We start from the raw sequence: 17,532 nt of genomic DNA, 5'->3' as shown, positions 1-17,532 counted from the left end.
GGGCTCTGTGGGGTGGGAAGGTCGGGGGTGGCCGGCGGGCCGGGTCAGGCGGTGCGGCCGCGGCGGGCCAGGAGGCGGACGGCGCCGTCGCCGATCAGCTGGATGGCCGTGACGAGGACGATCAGGACCGCGACGGTGGCGACCATGAAGCCGGTCTCGAAGCGCTGGAAGCCGTACGTGATGGCCTTGGAGCCGAGTCCTTCGCCGCCGACGGCGCCGGCCATGGCGGAGTAGCCGACGAGGGTGATGACGGTGGTGGTGACGCCGGCGACGAGCGAGGGCAGGGCCTGCGGCAGGAGCACCTTGCCGACGAGGGTGGGGACGCCGCCGCCCATGGACTCGACGGCCTCGATCAGGCCGTGGTCCACCTCGCGGACGGCCGTCTCGACGAGCCGGGCGAAGAAGGGGACGGCGCCGATGGCCAGCGGGACGATCATGGCGGTGGGGCCGATGAAGGTGCCGACGACCGCGGTGGTGACCGGGATCAGGAAGATCAGCAGGATGATGAACGGCAGCGAGCGGCCTATGTTCACGATCACGCCGAGGACCTTGTTGAGCGGCTGGTTCTGCAGCAGCCCGCCCTTGTCGGTCAGCACGAGCAGGATGCCGATGGGCAGTCCGCCGAGCACGGTCACCAGGGTGGACCACAGCACCATGTAGAGGGTGTCGTACGTGCCCTGGGTGAGCAGGGGCTGCATCTCGGACCAGGTCACTTCGCACCATCCTTGACCAGCGCGGCCAGTTCGTCGTCGATCTCGTCGATCTGCTCGGCCTCGTCGATCACGTCGATCACGTCGATCACGTCGACCTGGAGGCCCTGTTCGCGCAGGAAGCCCACCGGGACGACGTTGTCCTCGTAGCGGCCGGGCAGCTCGATGCGCATGCGGCCGATCAGCCGGCCGGCGACGGTGTCCATCGCGGCGCCGAGGATCGAGATGTCGATGTTGTACGTGCGCGAGAGCTGCGAGATGACCGGCTGGGCGGCGGCCTCACCGTGGAAGGTGACGTCGACGACCGTGTGGTCGGGGCCGGTGGCGGCGCCGGTGACCGGGAAGAGCTCGCCGGCGAGCTCGGAGCCGGGGGTGGCGAGCAGTTCGGCGACCGTGCCGGATTCGACGATGCGGCCGTTCTTCATCAGGGCGGCCGAGTCACAGACGCTCTTGACCACGTCCATCTCGTGCGTGATGAGCAGCACGGTGAGGCCGAGCTGCTGGTTGAGGTCGCGCAGCAGCCCCAGGATGGAGCGGGTGGTCTCGGGGTCCAGGGCGCTGGTGGCCTCGTCGGACAGCAGCACCTTGGGGTCGCCGGCCAGGGCGCGGGCGATGCCCACGCGCTGCTTCTGGCCGCCGGAGAGCTGGGTGGGATAGGCCTTGGCCTTGTCGGCGAGGCCGACCAGGTCGAGGAGTTCGAGTGCCTTGCGGGAGCGCTCGCGGCCGGAGACGCCGAGGATCTCCAGGGGCAGTTCGACGTTGCCCTGGACGGTGCGCGAGGACAGCAGGTTGAAGTGCTGGAAGACCATGCCGATGCGGCTGCGGGCCTCGCGGAGCTCCTTGCCGGCGCGGCGGCCGCGGCCGGCGAGCGCGGTGAGGTCGACTCCGTCGACGCTCACGGTGCCGGTGGTGGGGCGCTCCAGCAGGTTCACGCAGCGGATCAGGGAGGACTTGCCGGCGCCGCTCTGGCCGATGACTCCGTACACCTCGCCCTCGCGGACGTGGAGATCGACGCCGTCCAGGGCGGTGACCTCACGGCCACGGGACTGGTAGACCTTCGTGAGGCCCGATGTGGTGATCACAGGATTTCCGTCGCTGTCGAGTGCACGGCGCAGCGGGGTGCCGTGCACGGGGCGAACATCTGGGGACGCGATACGGGACGAACCATCAGAAAACGATGGCTTGGACGCATGCGCGGGGCAGGAGTGAGCCGGGCCGTTCATCAGCGGGTGACGCTCTGGCGCGGCTGGTCTCGCTTCGGGGCGCGAGGCTCAGGAAGGGGCCCTCAGAAGGCGCACATTCGACACATACAACGAGCACCGGGCGTCATCGTCGCCTCGGTCGCAAGGGTGCGGCTGCTCGTCGTGGTCATGGGCCCAAGTAAAGCAGACGTCTCCCCTGACCGATCAACGGTGTCCGGATAGCGGACTATTTCTGCCCGCATACCGGACGGGACTGGTCCACACCCGTCGCCGCACCGGCGCCCCTGACCTGCGTCGACGCGGCCTGCGGGCCCGGGGCGGACGCACCGGTCCGCGGTCCGGCGGGAGGGGGCGCTGTGGTCAAGACCACGGTCCGCGCGGCGCGCGGACGCGGGAGCGCGGGGCCGGCCGCAAGGGGCGCGCGCATCGGGTCTTTCGGCCCGTAATACCCTCGCTGCATGCTCGACGCCCTGACGGTCGCCATCGGCGTGGCCGCACTCGCCCTCGCCGCCTGGTGCGGCCACGCCGCATGGCGGGACCAGCCGACCAAGGACTGGCATTTCATCGGCATGGCCGTCGTGACCGTGCTGGTCCTGGCCCAGCTGGTGATCGGCCTGGTCAAGCTGGGGCTGGGCGAGAAGCCCGACGAGGGCACGGTGATCTTCGTGTCGTACCTGCTGGGCGCCTTCGCGGCGGTGCCGGCGGCCGGCATGCTCTCGCTGACCGAGCGGACCAGGTGGGGATCGGTCACGGTGGCCGCCGGCGCGGTCGTCCTCGCCGTCCTCGAAGTACGGCTCTACGACATCTGGGGAACCACCGGTGCCTGACGCTGAGACGAAGACCGTCACCCCCGCCGGGCGCAAGGGGCTGGTCTCCGGGCCCGGGCTGCTGCTGGTGTGGCTCTACGGGGTGATGGTGGTGGGCGCGGTGTCCCGCTCGGCCTTCCAGATCTCCACCGAGTTCGACAAGGCACCGCTCGCCTACTCGCTGTCGGCCGTGGCGGCGCTGGCCTACGCGTTCATCACGTACTCGCTGGTGCGCGGCGGCGAGACGGCCCGCAAGGCGGCGCTGGTCTGCTGCGCCGCCGAGCTCGCCGGCGTACTGGCCGTGGGCACCTGGACCCTGGTGAACCCCGACGCCTTCCCCGACACGACCGTGTGGTCGGCCTTCGGGATGGGCTACCTGTTCATCCCGGTGATCCTGCCGATCACCGGGATGCTCTGGCTGCGCACGAAGCGCTGACCGGCTACGCGCTGACCGCGAAGTCGGTCGGGTCCTTGGCCTCCTTCTCCAGGATCACCAGCTGGACCCCGTCGGAAGCCGTGCGTCCGCCGACCTTCACGTAGCCGGCCTTGCGGTAGAGGCGCAGGTTGGACTCGCTCTTGTGGCCGGTGTGCAGACGGAAGCGGGTGGTGGTGCCGGGGCTCGCGAGGGCCTCCTCGACCGCGCGCAGCAGGCGCGCGCCGAGCCCGTGGCCCTGCAGGCGCGGGTGGACGCACAGCTTGGCGATCTTGGCGGTGCCGTCCTCGTCCACGTTGCCGCGCACGGTGCCGACGATCTCGTCGCCGAGCCGGGCCACCAGGACGGTGTCCGTGGCGAGCTCCCCCTTGAGGGAGTCCAGGGACTGGGTGAGCGGCTGGATGAGGTAGTTGCCGTACAGCTCGGCCTCGCGCTGGAAGGCCAGGTACTGCAGTTTGAAGATCTGCTCAGCGTCCTCGGCAGCCGCCGCCGAAATGGTCACGCTCATGCCCATGTGCGCATGCCTCCAGCTCACCTGGTAGCCCGTTGGTCTACCGCTCCTTTCCCCGAAGGCCAGGAGCCGCAACCTCTGCAGCCAGCATTCTGCGCAGACATCCCAGGCAACGGGAACGGACGGGCCCCAAACTTCCTTGTGAGATACCCAACTCTCCTGCGATTTCACGGTAAGTGAGGTCTCTGGGCGAAAGAAGTGCCCGCATCAGCTCCGGACAGCGTCCGGGCAACCGGGCGACCGCCGATCGGAGTGCGCGGTTCACCTCCCGGTCCAGAAGGGCGTCTTCCGGTTCGGCCCCCGCGGCCGGTTCGCGGCCGGCGGCCGGTTCGCCCCCCGCGCTGTCGCCGGCCGGCGGGCCGTCGTACGGGATCTCCCGCCTGGCCCGGCGCCGGGCCAGGCGGGCCTCCGCCCGTACCGCCCGGCGCAGCCAGCGCGCCGGCTCCGCCGGCTCGGCGGGATCGGGGGCGCGCCGGCCGCTCTCCAGCAGCCTGACCCAGACGGCTTGTTCCAGGTCGGCCGCGTCCACCCCGGTGCCCGCGGCTTCCGCCGCCGCCTCCGCGGAGAGCAGCGGGCCGAGCTTCTCAAAGAGGTCAGCCTTCAGCAGGTCCATGCCGGGCGGGACGAGTGGGCCGGGCCCCGCGGTTTCCCCGCCGGGCCCGGCCCACTCGTTCGGGAAGCTTCGCTCAGCCGTTGACGGGGCGTCGGCCCGGGCGGAAGGCCTCGGCCGCGAGCAGTCCGGTGTCCGGGTTGTCGGTGAAGATCCCGTCGATGCCCTGTTCGAAGTAGGTCCGGAAGGCGGCGAGGGCGTCGCCGTAGCCGGCCGGATCCGTGCCCTTGCGGTACTCGGCCGGCAGGAAGCTGTTCTCGTTGCGCGCGGTGTAGGGGTGCAGCACCAGCCCGCGCGCGTGCGCGTCCTTCACCAGGGTGGTCGGCGTCCCGAGCCGGCCGTCCGCCGTGCGCGGGAGGATCAGGTCCATGGTCGGGCCGATGCCCTGGGCGAAGCCGGAGATCCACTTCAGGCCCTCGGGCTTGACCAGGTCCGCGACCGTCCGCGGGTCCTTGGCCTGTTCGAAGTCCCAGGGACGCGTGTTCGCCGCGGAGAGCAGCACGACGCGGGGCGCGGAGACCAGCCGGGAGAGCCGCTGGATGCTGGAGGGCTCGAAGGACTGGAGGAAGACGGCCGCGCTCCGCCCGTCGCGCCCGTAGCGGCGCAGCAGCTTGGCGAGGGGCTCCTCCAGGCCGAGGCCGAGGCCGCGGAAGTAGCCGGGGTGCTTGGTCTCGACGTGCAGCCAGACCCGCTTGCCGCGCCGCTTGCCCTCGCGGTCGGCCCAGCGCAGCACCTCCTCGAAGGTGGGCACGGCCCACTGGCCGTCGTAGAGCGTGTTGCGCTGGCGGACGGCGGGGATGCGTTCCTTCGCGCGCAGGGTCTTCAGCTCGGCGAGGGTGAAGTCCTCGGTGAACCAGCCGGTGACGGAGACCCCGTCGACGGACTTGGTGGTGCGCCGGGCGGCGAACCCGGGGTGGTCGGCGACGTCGGTGGTGCCGCCGATCTCGTTCTCGTGCCGGCACACCAGGTGCCCGTCCTTCGTCGGGACCAGGTCCTGCTCGACGACGTCGGCGCCCAGGTCGAGTGCCAGCTGGTAGGAGCCGAGCGTGTGCTCCGGCCGGTAGCCGCTGGCTCCGCGGTGGCCGATGACCGTGGGGCAGGGGAGGTCCCGGTACCCTCCGTCGCCGTGCCCGCCGCTCGCGGCGGACGCGGATCCCGCCGCGAGTCCGGTGATGCCGCCCCCGGCCGCCAGGACGGCCGCCCCCAGGACCGTGCGCCGCGCTGCCCCACCCTGTGTCATGAGTGCCACTCCTCGTCGTCGTGACGGGCGCGCGGTTCCGGGATCTCTGATGGTCTCGGCATCTCGCGGCCCGTGATCGGCGTGCCGATGGTAGGCAAAAGGCGGTGGCCGGAGGGGGTGCGGCGACGGCACATCCGGGGAACTTGGCGGAAACGTGTGTCAACACTCCGTATCCGACACGTGAACCCGATGTGCGCTCGGACGTGACCCGCGAGTATCGTCCTCACCTGCACCACCGCCGTGTGGTGGGTGCCAGAACCGCTTTTCGATGCCGGAGGGCCCACGTTGTTCCGTACGCGCCTCATCAAAGCCACTGTCGGACCGGTCATGCGCATGATGTTCCGCACCCGTGTGGAAGGCATCGAGAACATCCCCGGCGACGGACCGGTGATCCTGGCGGGCAACCACCTCACCTTCATCGACTCCATGATCCTTCCGCTGGTGTGCGACCGTACGGTCCACTTCATCGGCAAGGACGAGTACGTGACGGGCAAGGGCATCAAGGGCCGCGCCATGGCCTGGTTCTTCACCGGCTCCGGCATGATCCCCGTCGACCGTGACGGGGCCAACGGCGGAGTCGCGGCCCTGATGACCGGCCGCCGGATCCTCGAAGAGGGCAAGATCTTCGGCATCTACCCCGAGGGCACCCGCTCCCCCGACGGCCGCCTCTACCGCGGCCGCACCGGCATCGCCCGCCTGACCCTGATGACCGGGGCCCCCGTGGTGCCGTTCGCGATGATCGGCACCGACAAGCTCCAGCCCGGCGGCGCCGGCATGCCCCGCCCCGGCCGGGTCACCGTCCGCTTCGGCGAGCCGATGGAGTTCTCCCGCTACGAGGGCATGGACCGCGACCGCTACGTGCTGCGCGCCGTCACCGACTCGGTGATGGCCGAGGTCATGCGGCTCTCGGGCCAGGAGTACGTGGACATGTACGCCACCAAGGCGAAGGCCGCGTAGTCCCCCGTCGTTTCTACTGCCGCTGAAGTGACCGGCTGACGCCCGCCGCCGTGGTGGTGGCGAGGACCCAGCCGGTCACGATCAGCAGGTACGACAACCACTGGTACCAGCCGCTCGGCGCGTAGGCGGACTCCTGCCCGAAGCCGATGATCGGCAGCATCAGGTCGATCGTGTAGAAGACCGCGTTGAAGTCCGGCGCCTCGCCCTGTTTGAGCGGGCGGGGCGGGACGAGCGAGTAGGCGATCGTCCCGGTCAGCAGCAGCGCCAGCAGCCAGCCCGCCGCGCGCAGCGGCCGGAAGCCGTAGCCGACGGTGACGTCCTGGAGCAGCCCCCAGAGCCGGGCGGGCCGGGGCAGGGTGCGGCGGTGCCTGCGCAGCTTGGCGAGCAGCACCGTGCGGGCGGCCGGCTCGTCGCCCGCCGTACGGTAGGCCGCGGCGAGCTGTTCGTAGGCGTACGGGACGTACCCGGACTCCTCGCGCTCCAGAGCGGGCAGCCGCTCCTCCGCGGGCAGGTGCGGGGCGAGCGTGCGGTAGGTGAGCCCGTCGATGCGGATCGTTTCCGGCCAGGTTTCGGGCTGCATGTGCAGCATGTCGAACTGGGAGCGCCGCAGGTTCACCCCGCCCCGGAGGGTCTCGCATTGCCTCAGCCACACCTCGCCGACGACACAGCTGGAGGCGCGCAGGGCGACCCCGTCGGGGTTGTCGAAGACGGCGCGGCTGAGGTGGAGCTGGCCCGGTATGCGCGAGCCCGTGAGGTTGACCAGGCCTCGGGCCTCCAGCCGCCGGCCCCGCAGGTCGCTGCCGACGCTGAGGTTCTCGGCGTGCAGGGCGATGCCGCCGGGGGCGAACAGGCGGGACTCGTTGAGGTTGACCTGGCCGCCGACGGTGGCTCCGTTCATGCGCGTCTGGCCGTGGACGGTGAGGTCATTGGCGATGATGTCCGTGCCGATGTCGACGTGGTTGAGCTGGAGCGTCGGCTCGTCCGCCTCCTCACCGGCCGAGGGGCCGATCACCGCCCCCTGGAGGAAGAGGCCGCCGGAGATCCTGGCACCCTGCAGGCGGACGGGGCCCGTGATCCGGCAGCAGGAGAGCCGCAGGACCACGTCGACGCGCAAGGTGGCCGCGGTGAGGCCGGGGAGGGTGGAGTAGCCGAGCACGAGCGCGCGCAACTGGGCCCCGTACAGGAGGGGTTTGCGCTCGAACCAGCAGTCGCGCAGCCGGATGGGATGGTCGACGACGGCGTACCGGAGGTCGAGCTTCCCGACGATCTTCGCGCCCTTGACCTTGAGTCCGGCGACCCGGCCCTCCTCGGTGCGGCCGGCGCCCAGCAGCAGGGCGCGCAGCACCTCGGCGCGGACGGTCCGGTCCGGCCCCCAGCCGGCTCCGTCCACGGAACTGTCGTCGGGCTGTTCGCGGAAGTCGACGCCCTCGCCGCGCGGGAAGGCGTCCCATATGCGGCGCTCGGCCGGGGTCAGGTCGTTGATCTCCATCGCCGGGATGGTGTCCCGCGGTCCGACGGACTGTCAACCGTGGCCGCGGCAGCATCCCCTGGCGGGACGTCAGTGCGCGACGCCGTCCTCGAGCCGCTGGCCCTTCAGCAGGAACCAGGCTGCCGCGGCGGTGGCCAGCAGCACGGCCGCGCCGACGCCGGAGGCGAGGCGCAGACCGTCGACGAAGGCGTCCTGGGCGGCGCCCACCATCTGCGTGGCGGTGGCCGGGTCCAGTGACTTGGCGGCTTCGACGGCCCCGCCGAGGGATTCGTGCGCGGCGTCGGCCACCGGCCCCGCGGCTCCGGCCGGGGCGGTGAAGCCCTGGTAGACGCCGGTGACGATGGAGCCGAGCAGGGCGATGCCGAGGGCGGCGCCGAGTTCGTACGCGGTCTCGGAGACGGCGGAGGCCGAACCGGCCTGCTCCTTGGGCACGCTGGAGAGGATGACGTCGGCGGTGACGGTGAAGGAGAAACCGGCGCCGAGGCCGACGACGAGCAGGGCCGCGCCGAGCACCGGGTAGCCGCTCTCCTTGTGGATCACGGTCAGGACGGCCAGGGCCAGGCCGATGGCGGCGAGGCCGCCGGCCACGATGGACCGTACGGAGTACTTGCGGGCGTACCGGCCCGCGATCAGGCCGGTGACCACCGCGCCGACGGCGGCGGGCAGTTCGGCGAGGCCGGCCTCCAGCGGGCCGCGGCCCTGTACGAGCTGGAGGAACTGCGAGAGGAAGAAGACCAGTCCGGAGAGGCCGAAGACGGTGAGCAGGTCGGCGAGGACCGCGCCGGAGAAGCCGCGGTGCTTGAAGAGCCGCATGTCGAGCAGCGGGGACGGCAGGGTGAACTGGCGGCGGACGAAGGCGTACAGGGCGCCGGCGCCGAGCCCGGCGGTGGCCACGACCTCCCAGGTCAGGCCGTGGGTGGCGACTTCCTTGATGGCGTAGACCACGCTGATGACGCCGACGAGGGAGAGGCCGACGCTGACGAGGTCCCAGGGCCCGGCGACCGGGTTCTTGGACTCGGGCAGCAGCTTGATGCCGACGAGGACCAGGGCGATCATCACGGGGAGGTTGATGAGGAAGACCGAGCCCCACCAGAAGTGCTGGAGCAGGGCTCCGCCGACGACGGGGCCGACGGCCGCGCCGGCCGAGGCGGTGGCGCCCCAGATCCCGATGGCGAGGCTGCGCTCCTTGGGGTCGTGGAAGATGTTGCGGATCAGCGCGAGGGTGGACGGCATCAGGGTGGCGCCGGCCACGCCGAGCAGGGCCCGGGCGACGATCATCATCTCGGGGCTGGTGGCGTAGGCGTTGAGGACCGAGACGGCCCCGAAGGCGGTGGCGCCGACGAGGAGCAGCTTCTTGCGGCCGATGCGGTCGCCGAGGCTGCCCATCGACACCAGGAGGCCGGCGATGACGAAGGAGTAGATGTCGCCTATCCACAGCAGCTGGGTGCCGGACGGCTTGAGGTCTTCGCTGAGCGAGGGGGTGGCGAGGCCGAGTACGGTGGCGTCCACCGCGACCAGCAGCACGGCCAGGACGAGCACGGAGAGCGCGAGCCAGCGCCCCTTGCTCTTCCCCTCCGTCCCCGTCTGCCTGCTCAGCTGTTCGGTACGGCTCATTTCTCCACACTCCGTCGGGCGCCACCGAGCAGCAGCTCGATGATCATGTACTGAAAGTCCTTGGCGGCGACCCGGCCGTCCATGACGGCCCAGGCGCAACTGCCGATGAGGCCGTAGAGGGCCTCGGTGAGCCATGCGGGGCTCAGGTCGATCCGGATGTCGCCCTCTTCCTGGCCGCGCCGGAACAGGGCGGTGACGCGGGCGTCGAGCCGGGACCATCCCTCGTTGATCTGGTCGCCTTCGAACAGCTGGTTCTCGGTGACGAGGAAGGCCAGCAGTTCGGCGTTGGGCTCGGCCTCGGCGACGAGGCGTCTGAGCGCCTCCACAGCCGTGCCCTCGTCGAGGCGGGCGGTGTCGAAGGCCACCTCGAACTCCCGGATGCCGAGCTCTTCGAGGGCCCGTACGAGGGCGTCGCGCCCGGCGAAGTGCCGGTGGAGGGTCGCGCGCCCGATTCCGGCGGCGCGGGCGACCTCGTCCATCGTGGCGGTCGATTTGCGGGAGAGCAGGGCGGCCGCGTCGCGGAGCACCTGGTCACGATGCGTGGCCATGAGACAAGCATACCCCGAATGAGACGGCAATGTCTCATTCGGCTCGAAAATGAGCTGCCAAAGGGCGGCCGGAAGGGAATCCTCCCTCGATGAAGCCACTGCTGTTGATCGATGTCGACGGACCACTGAACCCCTACGCGGCCAAGGCCCAGCGCCGCCCGGAGGGTTACACCACCCACCGGATGCGGCCCACGGGCTGGCGGGAGGGGGAGAGCGCGAAGCCGTTGCGGGTTTGGCTGAATCCCGCCCACGGGGAGGAGCTGCTCGCGCTGGCGGAGGCGTACGAACTGGTGTGGGCCACCACCTGGAAGGACGAGGCGAACGACTGGATAGGCCCCCACCTCGGCCTGCCCCGGCTTCCCTTCATCGACTGGCCGTCGATGCACGGCCGGGCGCCGCGCGGCACTTTCTGGAAGACCCAGTACATCCTCGAATACGCGGGCGAGCGACCCTTCGCGTGGATCGACGACGACATCGGGGCCATGGACCGCGAGTACGTCGAGCGGTTCCATCCGGCGCACGCGCTGCTGCTGCGGATCGACGAGCAGATCGGGCTGGTCCGCGAGGACTTCGACACCCTGGCCGGATGGGCGGCACCGCGGCCGGGTGGACACTCTTAGCGAATCGATCATCACTAGCCGTGTTCGGCGGGGTGATGCCGACTGTGATCATTTGGAGTGACTGTGGCCCCGGGAGCCTTCCCCCGCCGGCCCGCGAGCCGGGAGGCTGCTCTCCAGTGAGCCCTTACACCGCGACCCCGTCCTCGGGCGGCAGCGCAGCCGTGGACAGCGACCGTCCGTTCTCGATCAGCGTCGTCCGCCTGTAACGCCGAAGGGGCGGGGGAGCCCATCCGCTCCCCCGCCCCCGGCCACGCTCGGGACCACCGCCCGTCGGCTACTGCTTGTGGACCGCCCAGGCGTGCTGGATGACCAGGTCGGCCTTCAGCTCGGTCAGCTGGACCGCGACCGCCGAAGGGGCGGTGCCGCCGCGGCCGTCGCGGGAGGCGAGGGCGCCCTTGACGTTGAGGACGGTACGGACCTCGGGGGTCAGGTGCTCCGAGATCTTCGCGAACTGCTCGTCGGTGAGCTCGTCCAGCTCGATGCCGAGCGCCTCGCACTCCTTGACGCACTCGCCGGCCACCTCGTGCGCCACCCGGAACGGCACGCCCTGCTTGACCAGCCACTCCGCGATGTCGGTGGCGAGCGAGAAGCCCGCCGGGGCCAGCTCCTCCATCCGCTCCCGGTTGACCGTGAGGGTGGCCATCATGCCGGTGAAGGCCGGCAGCAGGACTTCGAGGGTGTCGCAGGAGTCGAAGACCGGCTCCTTGTCCTCCTGGAGGTCCCGGTTGTACGCCAGGGGCAGCGCCTTGAGCGTGGCGAGCAGGCCGGTCAGGTTGCCGATGAGGCGGCCCGACTTGCCACGCGCCAGCTCCGCGATGTCCGGGTTCTTCTTCTGCGGCATGATCGACGAGCCGGTGGAGAAGGCGTCGTGCAGGGTCACGAAGGAGAACTCCTTCGTGTTCCAGATGATGATCTCCTCCGCGATCCGGGACAAATTGATCCCGATCATCGCGGTGACGAAGGCGAACTCGGCGACGAAGTCGCGCGAGGCCGTGCCGTCGATGGAGTTGCCGACCGAGCCCCGCTCGAAGCCCAGGTCGGCGGCGACCGCCTCCGGGTCCAGGCCCAGCGAGGAGCCGGCCAGCGCCCCCGATCCGTACGGGGAGACCGCGGTCCGGGTGTCCCACTGCCGCAGCCGCTCCGCGTCCCGGGACAGGGACTGCACGTGGGCCAGTACGTGGTGGGCGAAGAGCACCGGCTGCGCGTGCTGGAGGTGGGTCCGGCCCGGCATCGCCACGTCCGCGTGGCTCTCGGCGAGGCCGACCAGCGCGTCCTGGAGGTCCGCGATCAGACCGCCGATGATCCGGGCGTGGTCGCGCAGGTACATCCGGAAGAGGGTGGCCACCTGGTCGTTGCGGGAGCGCCCGGCGCGCAGCTTGCCGCCGAGGTCGGCGCCGAGCCGCTCCAGCAGGCCCCGCTCCAGGGCGGTGTGCACGTCCTCGTCGGCGATGGTGCCGGTGAAGGAGCCGTCGGCCACGTCGGCCTCCAGCCGGTCCAGTCCGGCGATCATGCGGTCGAGTTCTTCGGCCGTGAGCAGGCCCGCCTTGTGGAGCACGCGGGCGTGGGCGCGCGAGCCGGCGATGTCGTAGGGCGCGAGGCGCCAGTCGAAGTGGACCGACGCGGACAGCTTCGCGAGGGCCTCGGCGGGACCGTCGGCGAACCGGCCGCCCCAGAGCCGGACGTCACCGTTGTTGCTGCTCACAGCTACTGCTCCTCAAGACTGCATGGCATGTACGGCATGCTTTTGGATGTGAAACCGCCTCCCCGCCGCGGAGGAAACGGGGAGGCGGTCACGTACTGCTGATCGGTCAGGCGAGGTCGCGCCGCGCCGCGATCTTCGAGGAGAGGCCGAAGATCTCGATGAAGCCCTGCGCCTTGGACTGGTCGAAGGTGTCGCCCGAGTCGTAGGTCGCGAGGTTGAAGTCGTAGAGCGACTCGTCCGACTTCCGGCCGGTGACGACGGCGCGGCCGCCGTGCAGCGTCATCCGGATGTCACCGGTGACGTGCTGGTTGGCCTCGTTGATGAAGCCGTCCAGCGCCCGCTTGAGCGGGGAGAACCACAGGCCGTCGTAGACCATCTCGCCCCAGCGCTGCTCGACCTGCCGCTTGTAGCGGGCCAGCTCGCGCTCGACGGTGACGTTCTCCAGCTCCTGGTGGGCGGTGATCAGCGCGATCGCGCCCGGGGCCTCGTACACCTCACGGGACTTGATGCCCACGAGCCGGTCCTCGACGATGTCGATCCGGCCGATGCCCTGGGCGCCGGCGCGGTCGTTGAGCTGCTGGATCGCCTGGAGCACGGTGACGGGCCTGCCGTCGATGGCGACCGGGACGCCCTCCTTGAAGGAGATGACGACCTCGTCGGCCTCGCGCGGCAGGGCCGGGTTCGAGGTGTACTCGTAGATGTCCTCGATCGGGGCGTTCCAGATGTCCTCCAGGAAGCCCGTCTCGACGGCGCGCCCGAAGACGTTCTGGTCGATGGAGTACGGGGACTTCTTGGTGGTCGCGATCGGGAGCTGCTTCTCCTCGCAGAAGGCGATCGCCTTGTCGCGGGTCATCGCGTAGTCGCGGACCGGGGCGATGCACTTGAGGTCCGGGGCGAGGGCGACGATGCCCGCCTCGAAGCGGACCTGGTCGTTGCCCTTGCCGGTGCAGCCGTGGGCGACGGTCGTGGCGCCGTGCTTCTTGGCGGCGGCGACCAGGTGCTTGACGATGGCCGGCCGGGAGAGCGCCGAAACCAGCGGGTACCGGTCCATGTAGAGGGCGTTCGCCTTGATCGCCGGGAGGCAGTACTCGTTGGCGAACTCGTCGGAGGCGTCGGCGACCTCGGCCTCGACCGCACCGCAGTCGAGCGCGCGCTTGCGGATGACGTCCAGGTCCTCGCCGCCCTGGCCGACGTCCACGGCAACGGCGATGACCTCGGCGCCCGTCTCCTCGGCGATCCAGCCGATGGCGACGGAGGTGTCCAGGCCGCCCGAGTAGGCGAGTACGACGCGCTCGGTCACGGGTTTCTCCTTACGGTGCATTCAACGACAGGCATAACTATGCACTACTCCGTATGTTTCGTCAATCAACCCCATCGTGAGGCCTTTGACCTGGGCGAATATGAGGCGCGCGAGCACCCGTCCACCGCCTAGGCTCGCCGGGTACGCAGGGACAGGGGGAGGGCACATGAGCGCCGGGGAACGACAGGACGCGAAGAACGGACGGGCCGCCGCGGCGGGACTGCTCGCCGGCAGGCGCGCCGGGATCGGCGGAGTCCGCCTGCCCGACCGGCCGGCGGCCTGGACCGCGTTCGACGAAGAGGTCCGCCTGGCCCGCCCCCACGGCACCTCGCCGCCGTCCTTCGACCGCCCGGAGACCCGCCTGTGCCACCGGGACGGCCGGATCCGCGAGGCCGCGCTCGACGAGCCGGACCCGGCGCTCCCGCTCGTGGCGATCCGCTGTGCCGACTGGGTACCGGCGGTACGCAAACGCGCCCGCCGGATCCTCCGCGAGGCCCTGGCCGCCGACCCCGCGCGGACCCTGACCGACCTGACCCCGCTGGTCCTGCGGTTGGGCCGGCGGGAGCAGGGCGCCTGGGCACTGGAGCGGTTCGAGGCCGCCCTGCGCGCCGAGGACCCCGTCCTCGCCCCGTGGTGGCGGCCGGCCCGGCCCGCGACCTGGTGGCGGGCCGAGCGGCCCGCGCGCACCCGCACCGGCGAGCAGCCCGACACCGTACTGGCCTGGCTGCGGTGGAGCCCGGACCTGGTCACCCGGCGCTTCGCCGCCCGGATCACCCTCGACCGCGCGCAGTTCGGCGTACGGGAACTGGCCCGGCGGGCCGCCGTCGAGCAGGACCCGGTGACGAGCACGCTCTGGACCGACGCCGCGCTGGCGGCGCTGGCCGCCGGGGGTCCGGGCGACGGGGCTCCGGGCGACGGGGATCCGGGCGACGCGCCGGACCGGGCCCACGCGGCGGCGGACGCGGACGCGGCCGTCGACGCCCTGCTGGGCGGACACCTCCCCATGGTCCGGGCCGCCGGGGTCACCGCCCTGCGCCGGGCCGGGCGGGCCGCCGAGGCCGTGCACCACCTCACCGACCGCTCCGGAACGGTCCGGGCCTGCGCCCGCTGGCTCCTGCGCCAGGGCGGGGGCGATCCGTACGCGCACCTCCGCGAGCTGGTCGAGGCCCCGGACCGGATCAACGGGTACGTCGTCACGGGCTTCGCCGAGTGCGCCGGCCGCGCGGACGCCCCGCTGCTGCGCGCCCTGCTCGACCACCCCGCCGGGGCGGTCCGGGCGGCGGCCGTCGCGGGTCTGCGCCACCTGGACGTCACCGACCTCGCGCTGCTGCGGCCGCTGCTGGACGACCCCTCGCCGGCCGTGGCCCGGGAGGCCTCCCTCAGCCTGCGCGCCTCGGCAGGGCAGCTGCCCGCCGACTGGCTGCTGGCCCGCATCGCCCCCGGCCGGCCGCGCCACAGCCGCCTCGCGGCGTACCGCGTCCTGCACGCCGGGGGCGGCGTGCCCGGACTGCGGGCCTCCGTGGAACTGCTGACGGACGAGGACGCCGGGTTGCGCGTACTCGCCGGGCAGCGCCTCGGGAGCCTGTGGTCCCCCTACCGGCCGCCCGCCCTTCCGGTCGGCGATCCGGAGGTCGGCGCCCTGCTGGACCGCTGCACCGGAGTGTTCGGCGACTACGTCCTGCGGCGGATGCGCTCACAGCTCGGGCTCCCCCGCACCGGAACCGCGACGGAAGGATACTGATCACCATGGGAAAGCTCTACGAACGCATAGACGGCCGCCTGCGCACCTTCATCGAAGCGCAGCCGGTCTTCTTCACCGCGACCGCACCGCTGGCCGGGGACGGTCACGTCAACCTGTCCCCCAAGGGCCGCGCAGGGACCCTCGTGGTCATCGACGAACAGACCCTCGCCTACCTGGACTTCGGCGGCAGTGGCGCCGAGACCCTCGCGCACGTCCGCGAGAACGGCCGGATCACCCTCATGTGGTGCGCCTTCAGCGGCCCGCCGAACATCGTGCGCGTCCACGGCCAGGGCGAGGCGGTCTTCCGCGACGACCCCCGCTGGGGCGAGCTGATCCCCCTGTTCGGTAACGCCGACGGGCCGTCCGCACGGGCGATCGTCCTCGTCCACGCCCGCCGGATCTCCGACACGTGCGGGTACGCCGTCCCCTTCATGGAGTACGAGGGCGAGCGCACCCTCCACGCGGAGTACTTCGGCCGCAAGACGGACGAGGAGTTCGCCGCGTACTGCGAGAAGAAGGAGTTCATCGAGACGAGCCTCGACGGCCTGCCTGCGCTGCCTCTGCCCCTTCCGCCCCGTACCGTCTGACATGTGCTGCGTACCGCTCTCGTCACAGGCTCACTGATCGTCAGCAGCCTGCTCCCGCAGGCCCCCGCGCCCCTGCCGTCCCGGCTCGCCGACACCGGCGGAGGGAGTCAGCTGATCATCGCCGTCGCGCCCGCGCCCGGATCCACCACCGGTCGGCTGACCTGGTGGGACCGGTGGTCAGGGGGCTGGCACGAGGCCGGCAGCGCGCCCGCCCGGTTCGGGTCGAACGGCCTCACCGAGGGCGCGACCCGGACGCAGGGCACCAGCACCACGCCGACCGGGCTTTACGCACTCCCGTACGCCTTCGGGATCCGGCGTGCACCGGCCGGCACGGAGGTCCGCTACCGGCGGGTGCGGGGCGACTCCTGGTGGTGCCAGGACAACGCGTCCGCCCACTACAACCGCTGGGTGGAGCCGCTGCCCGCGGACTGCGCGCCGGGCGAGGCCGAGCACCTGGTGACGTACGAGAAGCAGTACGCGCACGCGCTGCTCATCGCCTTCAACTACGAGCGGCCCGTGCGCGGCCGGGGCGCCGGGATCTTCCTGCACGTCAACGGCAAGGGCGCGACAGCCGGTTGCGTGTCCGTGCCCGAACGGGCCATGCGGGCGATCCTGCGCTGGGCGAACCCGCGCCGGCACCCGCACATCGCGATCGGCACGGAGGACGGGCCGCTCGCCGTCACCCGGTACTAGGTCCGCGGGTCCCAGGCTCGTCCTCGTCCTCGTCCGCGGCCCGGTACTCGTAGGCGTCCTCCCACCAGACCTTGTCGTCCAGCCACTCGTCCTCGTCGTCCTCGTATTCCTCTACGACGATCTGGTCGACACCGCGCCACGTGTCGTAGTCGCGCGAGGCCATGTCGGCGAACGCCGCCGCGGCACCGGGATTGCCGGCGCCCCGGACCTCCCCGCCGACCCGCCAGGCTCAGCCCTCCTTCTGCGCCAGCCGCAGGAGGTGGTCGGCGAGGGCCTGGCCGCCCGCCGGGTCACGGCTGATCAGCATCAGGGTGTCGTCGCCCGCGATCGTGCCGAGGATCGCGCGGAGTTCGGCCTGGTCGATCGCCGACGCGAGGAACTGCGCCGCACCCGGCGGGGTGCGCAGGACCACGAGGTTCGCGGAGGCCTCCGCCGAGATCAGCAGCTCCCCGGAGAGGCGCCGCATGCGCTCCTCCTTCGCGGACTCGCCGAGCGGTGCCTGCGGGGTGCGGAAGCCGCCCTCGCTGGGCACCGCGTAGATCAGCTCGCCACCGGTGTTGCGGATCTTCACCGCACCCAGCTCGTCGAGGTCGCGGGAGAGCGTCGCCTGGGTGACGCTCAGCCCGTCGTCGGCGAGCAGCTTGGCCAGCTGGCTCTGGGAGCGGACCGGCTGCCGGTTGAGGATGTCCACGATCCGGCGGTGGCGCGCGGTGCGGGTCTGCGGGACGGCCTGTCCGACTTGCTCGTTGTCCTGCGCCTGGCTCATCGT

Annotated in this window: 19 protein-coding genes; 7 read left to right on the top strand and 12 right to left on the bottom strand. The window is 71.5% G+C overall.

Annotation, left to right across the window (positions count from 1 at the left end):
* Positions 1-44: 44 nt before the first annotated feature.
* Entirely contained in the window at positions 45-713 is a 669-nt protein-coding gene (locus tag ACZ4VT_RS31790) for a methionine ABC transporter permease (RefSeq protein WP_467954892.1), read from the bottom strand.
* Positions 710-1,792: a methionine ABC transporter ATP-binding protein gene (locus ACZ4VT_RS31785; protein ID WP_467954891.1), complete on the bottom strand. Its 1,083-nt coding sequence runs from the start codon at positions 1,790-1,792 to the stop codon at positions 710-712. Before ACZ4VT_RS31785 ends, ACZ4VT_RS31790 begins: the two co-directional genes overlap by 4 nt.
* A gap of 578 nt (positions 1,793-2,370) precedes the next feature.
* Here ACZ4VT_RS31785 and ACZ4VT_RS31780 point away from each other — a divergent pair.
* Both ACZ4VT_RS31780 and ACZ4VT_RS31775 read left to right on the top strand, forming a co-directional pair.
* Positions 2,371-2,739 carry a hypothetical protein gene (locus ACZ4VT_RS31780; RefSeq protein WP_467954890.1) on the top strand — a complete coding sequence of 123 codons (369 nt, stop codon included), beginning with the start codon at positions 2,371-2,373 and terminating at the stop codon, positions 2,737-2,739.
* Positions 2,732-3,154 carry a hypothetical protein gene (locus ACZ4VT_RS31775; RefSeq protein WP_467954889.1) on the top strand — a complete coding sequence of 141 codons (423 nt, stop codon included), beginning with the start codon at positions 2,732-2,734 and terminating at the stop codon, positions 3,152-3,154. Before ACZ4VT_RS31780 ends, ACZ4VT_RS31775 begins: the two co-directional genes overlap by 8 nt.
* 4 nt (positions 3,155-3,158) lie before the next feature.
* On the opposite strand, the gene ACZ4VT_RS31770 is transcribed toward ACZ4VT_RS31775, so the two are convergent.
* From ACZ4VT_RS31770 to ACZ4VT_RS31760, 3 genes are all read right to left on the bottom strand, one after another.
* Complete coding sequence (locus tag ACZ4VT_RS31770) at positions 3,159-3,665, bottom strand: GNAT family N-acetyltransferase (RefSeq protein ID WP_351289594.1); 507 nt, start codon at positions 3,663-3,665, stop codon at positions 3,159-3,161.
* Positions 3,666-3,702: 37 nt separating this feature from the next.
* Positions 3,703-4,275, bottom strand: a complete 573-nt coding sequence (locus ACZ4VT_RS31765) for an RNA polymerase sigma factor (protein ID WP_467954888.1) — start codon at positions 4,273-4,275, stop codon at positions 3,703-3,705.
* 73 nt (positions 4,276-4,348) lie between these two features.
* Positions 4,349-5,512: a glycerophosphodiester phosphodiesterase gene (locus tag ACZ4VT_RS31760; RefSeq protein ID WP_467954887.1), complete on the bottom strand. Its 1,164-nt coding sequence runs from the start codon at positions 5,510-5,512 to the stop codon at positions 4,349-4,351.
* A gap of 327 nt (positions 5,513-5,839) precedes the next feature.
* Between ACZ4VT_RS31760 and ACZ4VT_RS31755 the strand changes: the two genes are divergently transcribed.
* Positions 5,840-6,469 carry a lysophospholipid acyltransferase family protein gene (locus ACZ4VT_RS31755; protein WP_037805411.1) on the top strand — a complete coding sequence of 210 codons (630 nt, stop codon included), beginning with the start codon at positions 5,840-5,842 and terminating at the stop codon, positions 6,467-6,469.
* 13 nt (positions 6,470-6,482) lie between these two features.
* Here the strand turns inward: ACZ4VT_RS31755 and ACZ4VT_RS31750 are convergent, their stop codons facing one another.
* From ACZ4VT_RS31750 to ACZ4VT_RS31740, 3 genes are all read right to left on the bottom strand, one after another.
* Positions 6,483-7,958: a membrane-associated oxidoreductase gene (locus ACZ4VT_RS31750; RefSeq protein ID WP_467954886.1), complete on the bottom strand. Its 1,476-nt coding sequence runs from the start codon at positions 7,956-7,958 to the stop codon at positions 6,483-6,485.
* Between the two features lie 69 nt (positions 7,959-8,027).
* Positions 8,028-9,572, bottom strand: coding sequence for an MFS transporter (locus ACZ4VT_RS31745; RefSeq protein WP_467954885.1), 1,545 nt, complete (start codon positions 9,570-9,572; stop codon positions 8,028-8,030).
* Positions 9,569-10,120: a TetR/AcrR family transcriptional regulator gene (locus tag ACZ4VT_RS31740; RefSeq protein ID WP_467954884.1), complete on the bottom strand. Its 552-nt coding sequence runs from the start codon at positions 10,118-10,120 to the stop codon at positions 9,569-9,571. The genes ACZ4VT_RS31745 and ACZ4VT_RS31740 overlap by 4 nt, the downstream gene beginning before the upstream one ends.
* 89 nt (positions 10,121-10,209) lie before the next feature.
* On the opposite strand from ACZ4VT_RS31740, the gene ACZ4VT_RS31735 reads away from it, so the two are divergent.
* Complete coding sequence (locus ACZ4VT_RS31735) at positions 10,210-10,740, top strand: HAD domain-containing protein (RefSeq protein WP_467954883.1); 531 nt, start codon at positions 10,210-10,212, stop codon at positions 10,738-10,740.
* 274 nt (positions 10,741-11,014) lie between these two features.
* Here the strand turns inward: ACZ4VT_RS31735 and argH are convergent, their stop codons facing one another.
* Together argH and ACZ4VT_RS31725 are read right to left on the bottom strand one after the other, a co-directional pair.
* Entirely contained in the window at positions 11,015-12,442 is a 1,428-nt protein-coding gene (gene argH, locus ACZ4VT_RS31730) for an argininosuccinate lyase (RefSeq protein ID WP_467954882.1), read from the bottom strand.
* 106 nt (positions 12,443-12,548) lie between these two features.
* A complete protein-coding gene (locus tag ACZ4VT_RS31725) occupies positions 12,549-13,742 on the bottom strand; it encodes an argininosuccinate synthase (protein WP_467954881.1) in 1,194 nt (397 codons plus the stop codon).
* Between the two features lie 166 nt (positions 13,743-13,908).
* Between ACZ4VT_RS31725 and ACZ4VT_RS31720 the strand changes: the two genes are divergently transcribed.
* Genes ACZ4VT_RS31720 through ACZ4VT_RS31710 form a run of 3 tightly spaced genes read left to right on the top strand, consistent with a single transcriptional unit; the run spans position 13,909 to position 16,763 of the window.
* Positions 13,909-15,483 carry a hypothetical protein gene (locus ACZ4VT_RS31720; RefSeq protein ID WP_467954880.1) on the top strand — a complete coding sequence of 525 codons (1,575 nt, stop codon included), beginning with the start codon at positions 13,909-13,911 and terminating at the stop codon, positions 15,481-15,483.
* 5 nt (positions 15,484-15,488) lie between these two features.
* Positions 15,489-16,070 carry a pyridoxamine 5'-phosphate oxidase family protein gene (locus ACZ4VT_RS31715; protein ID WP_362803303.1) on the top strand — a complete coding sequence of 194 codons (582 nt, stop codon included), beginning with the start codon at positions 15,489-15,491 and terminating at the stop codon, positions 16,068-16,070.
* Positions 16,071-16,076: 6 nt separating this feature from the next.
* Positions 16,077-16,763 (top strand): L,D-transpeptidase family protein, encoded by a 687-nt coding sequence (locus tag ACZ4VT_RS31710; protein ID WP_467954921.1) that lies wholly within the window; start codon positions 16,077-16,079, stop codon positions 16,761-16,763.
* Here the strand turns inward: ACZ4VT_RS31710 and ACZ4VT_RS31705 are convergent.
* Both ACZ4VT_RS31705 and ACZ4VT_RS31700 read right to left on the bottom strand, forming a co-directional pair.
* Positions 16,750-16,926, bottom strand: a complete 177-nt coding sequence (locus tag ACZ4VT_RS31705; protein ID WP_467954879.1) for a hypothetical protein — start codon at positions 16,924-16,926, stop codon at positions 16,750-16,752. The genes ACZ4VT_RS31710 and ACZ4VT_RS31705 overlap by 14 nt on opposite strands.
* A gap of 66 nt (positions 16,927-16,992) precedes the next feature.
* On the bottom strand, positions 16,993-17,529 hold the full coding sequence (locus ACZ4VT_RS31700; protein WP_030706175.1) for an arginine repressor: 537 nt from the start codon (positions 17,527-17,529) through the stop codon (positions 16,993-16,995).
* Between the last annotated feature and the right edge of the window lie 3 nt (positions 17,530-17,532).

It is taken from the genome of Streptomyces sp. NPDC029164 (assembly GCF_055563995.1).
Note: the sequence above shows the minus strand (reverse complement) of the source record. Positions and strands in the feature narration are given on the sequence as shown.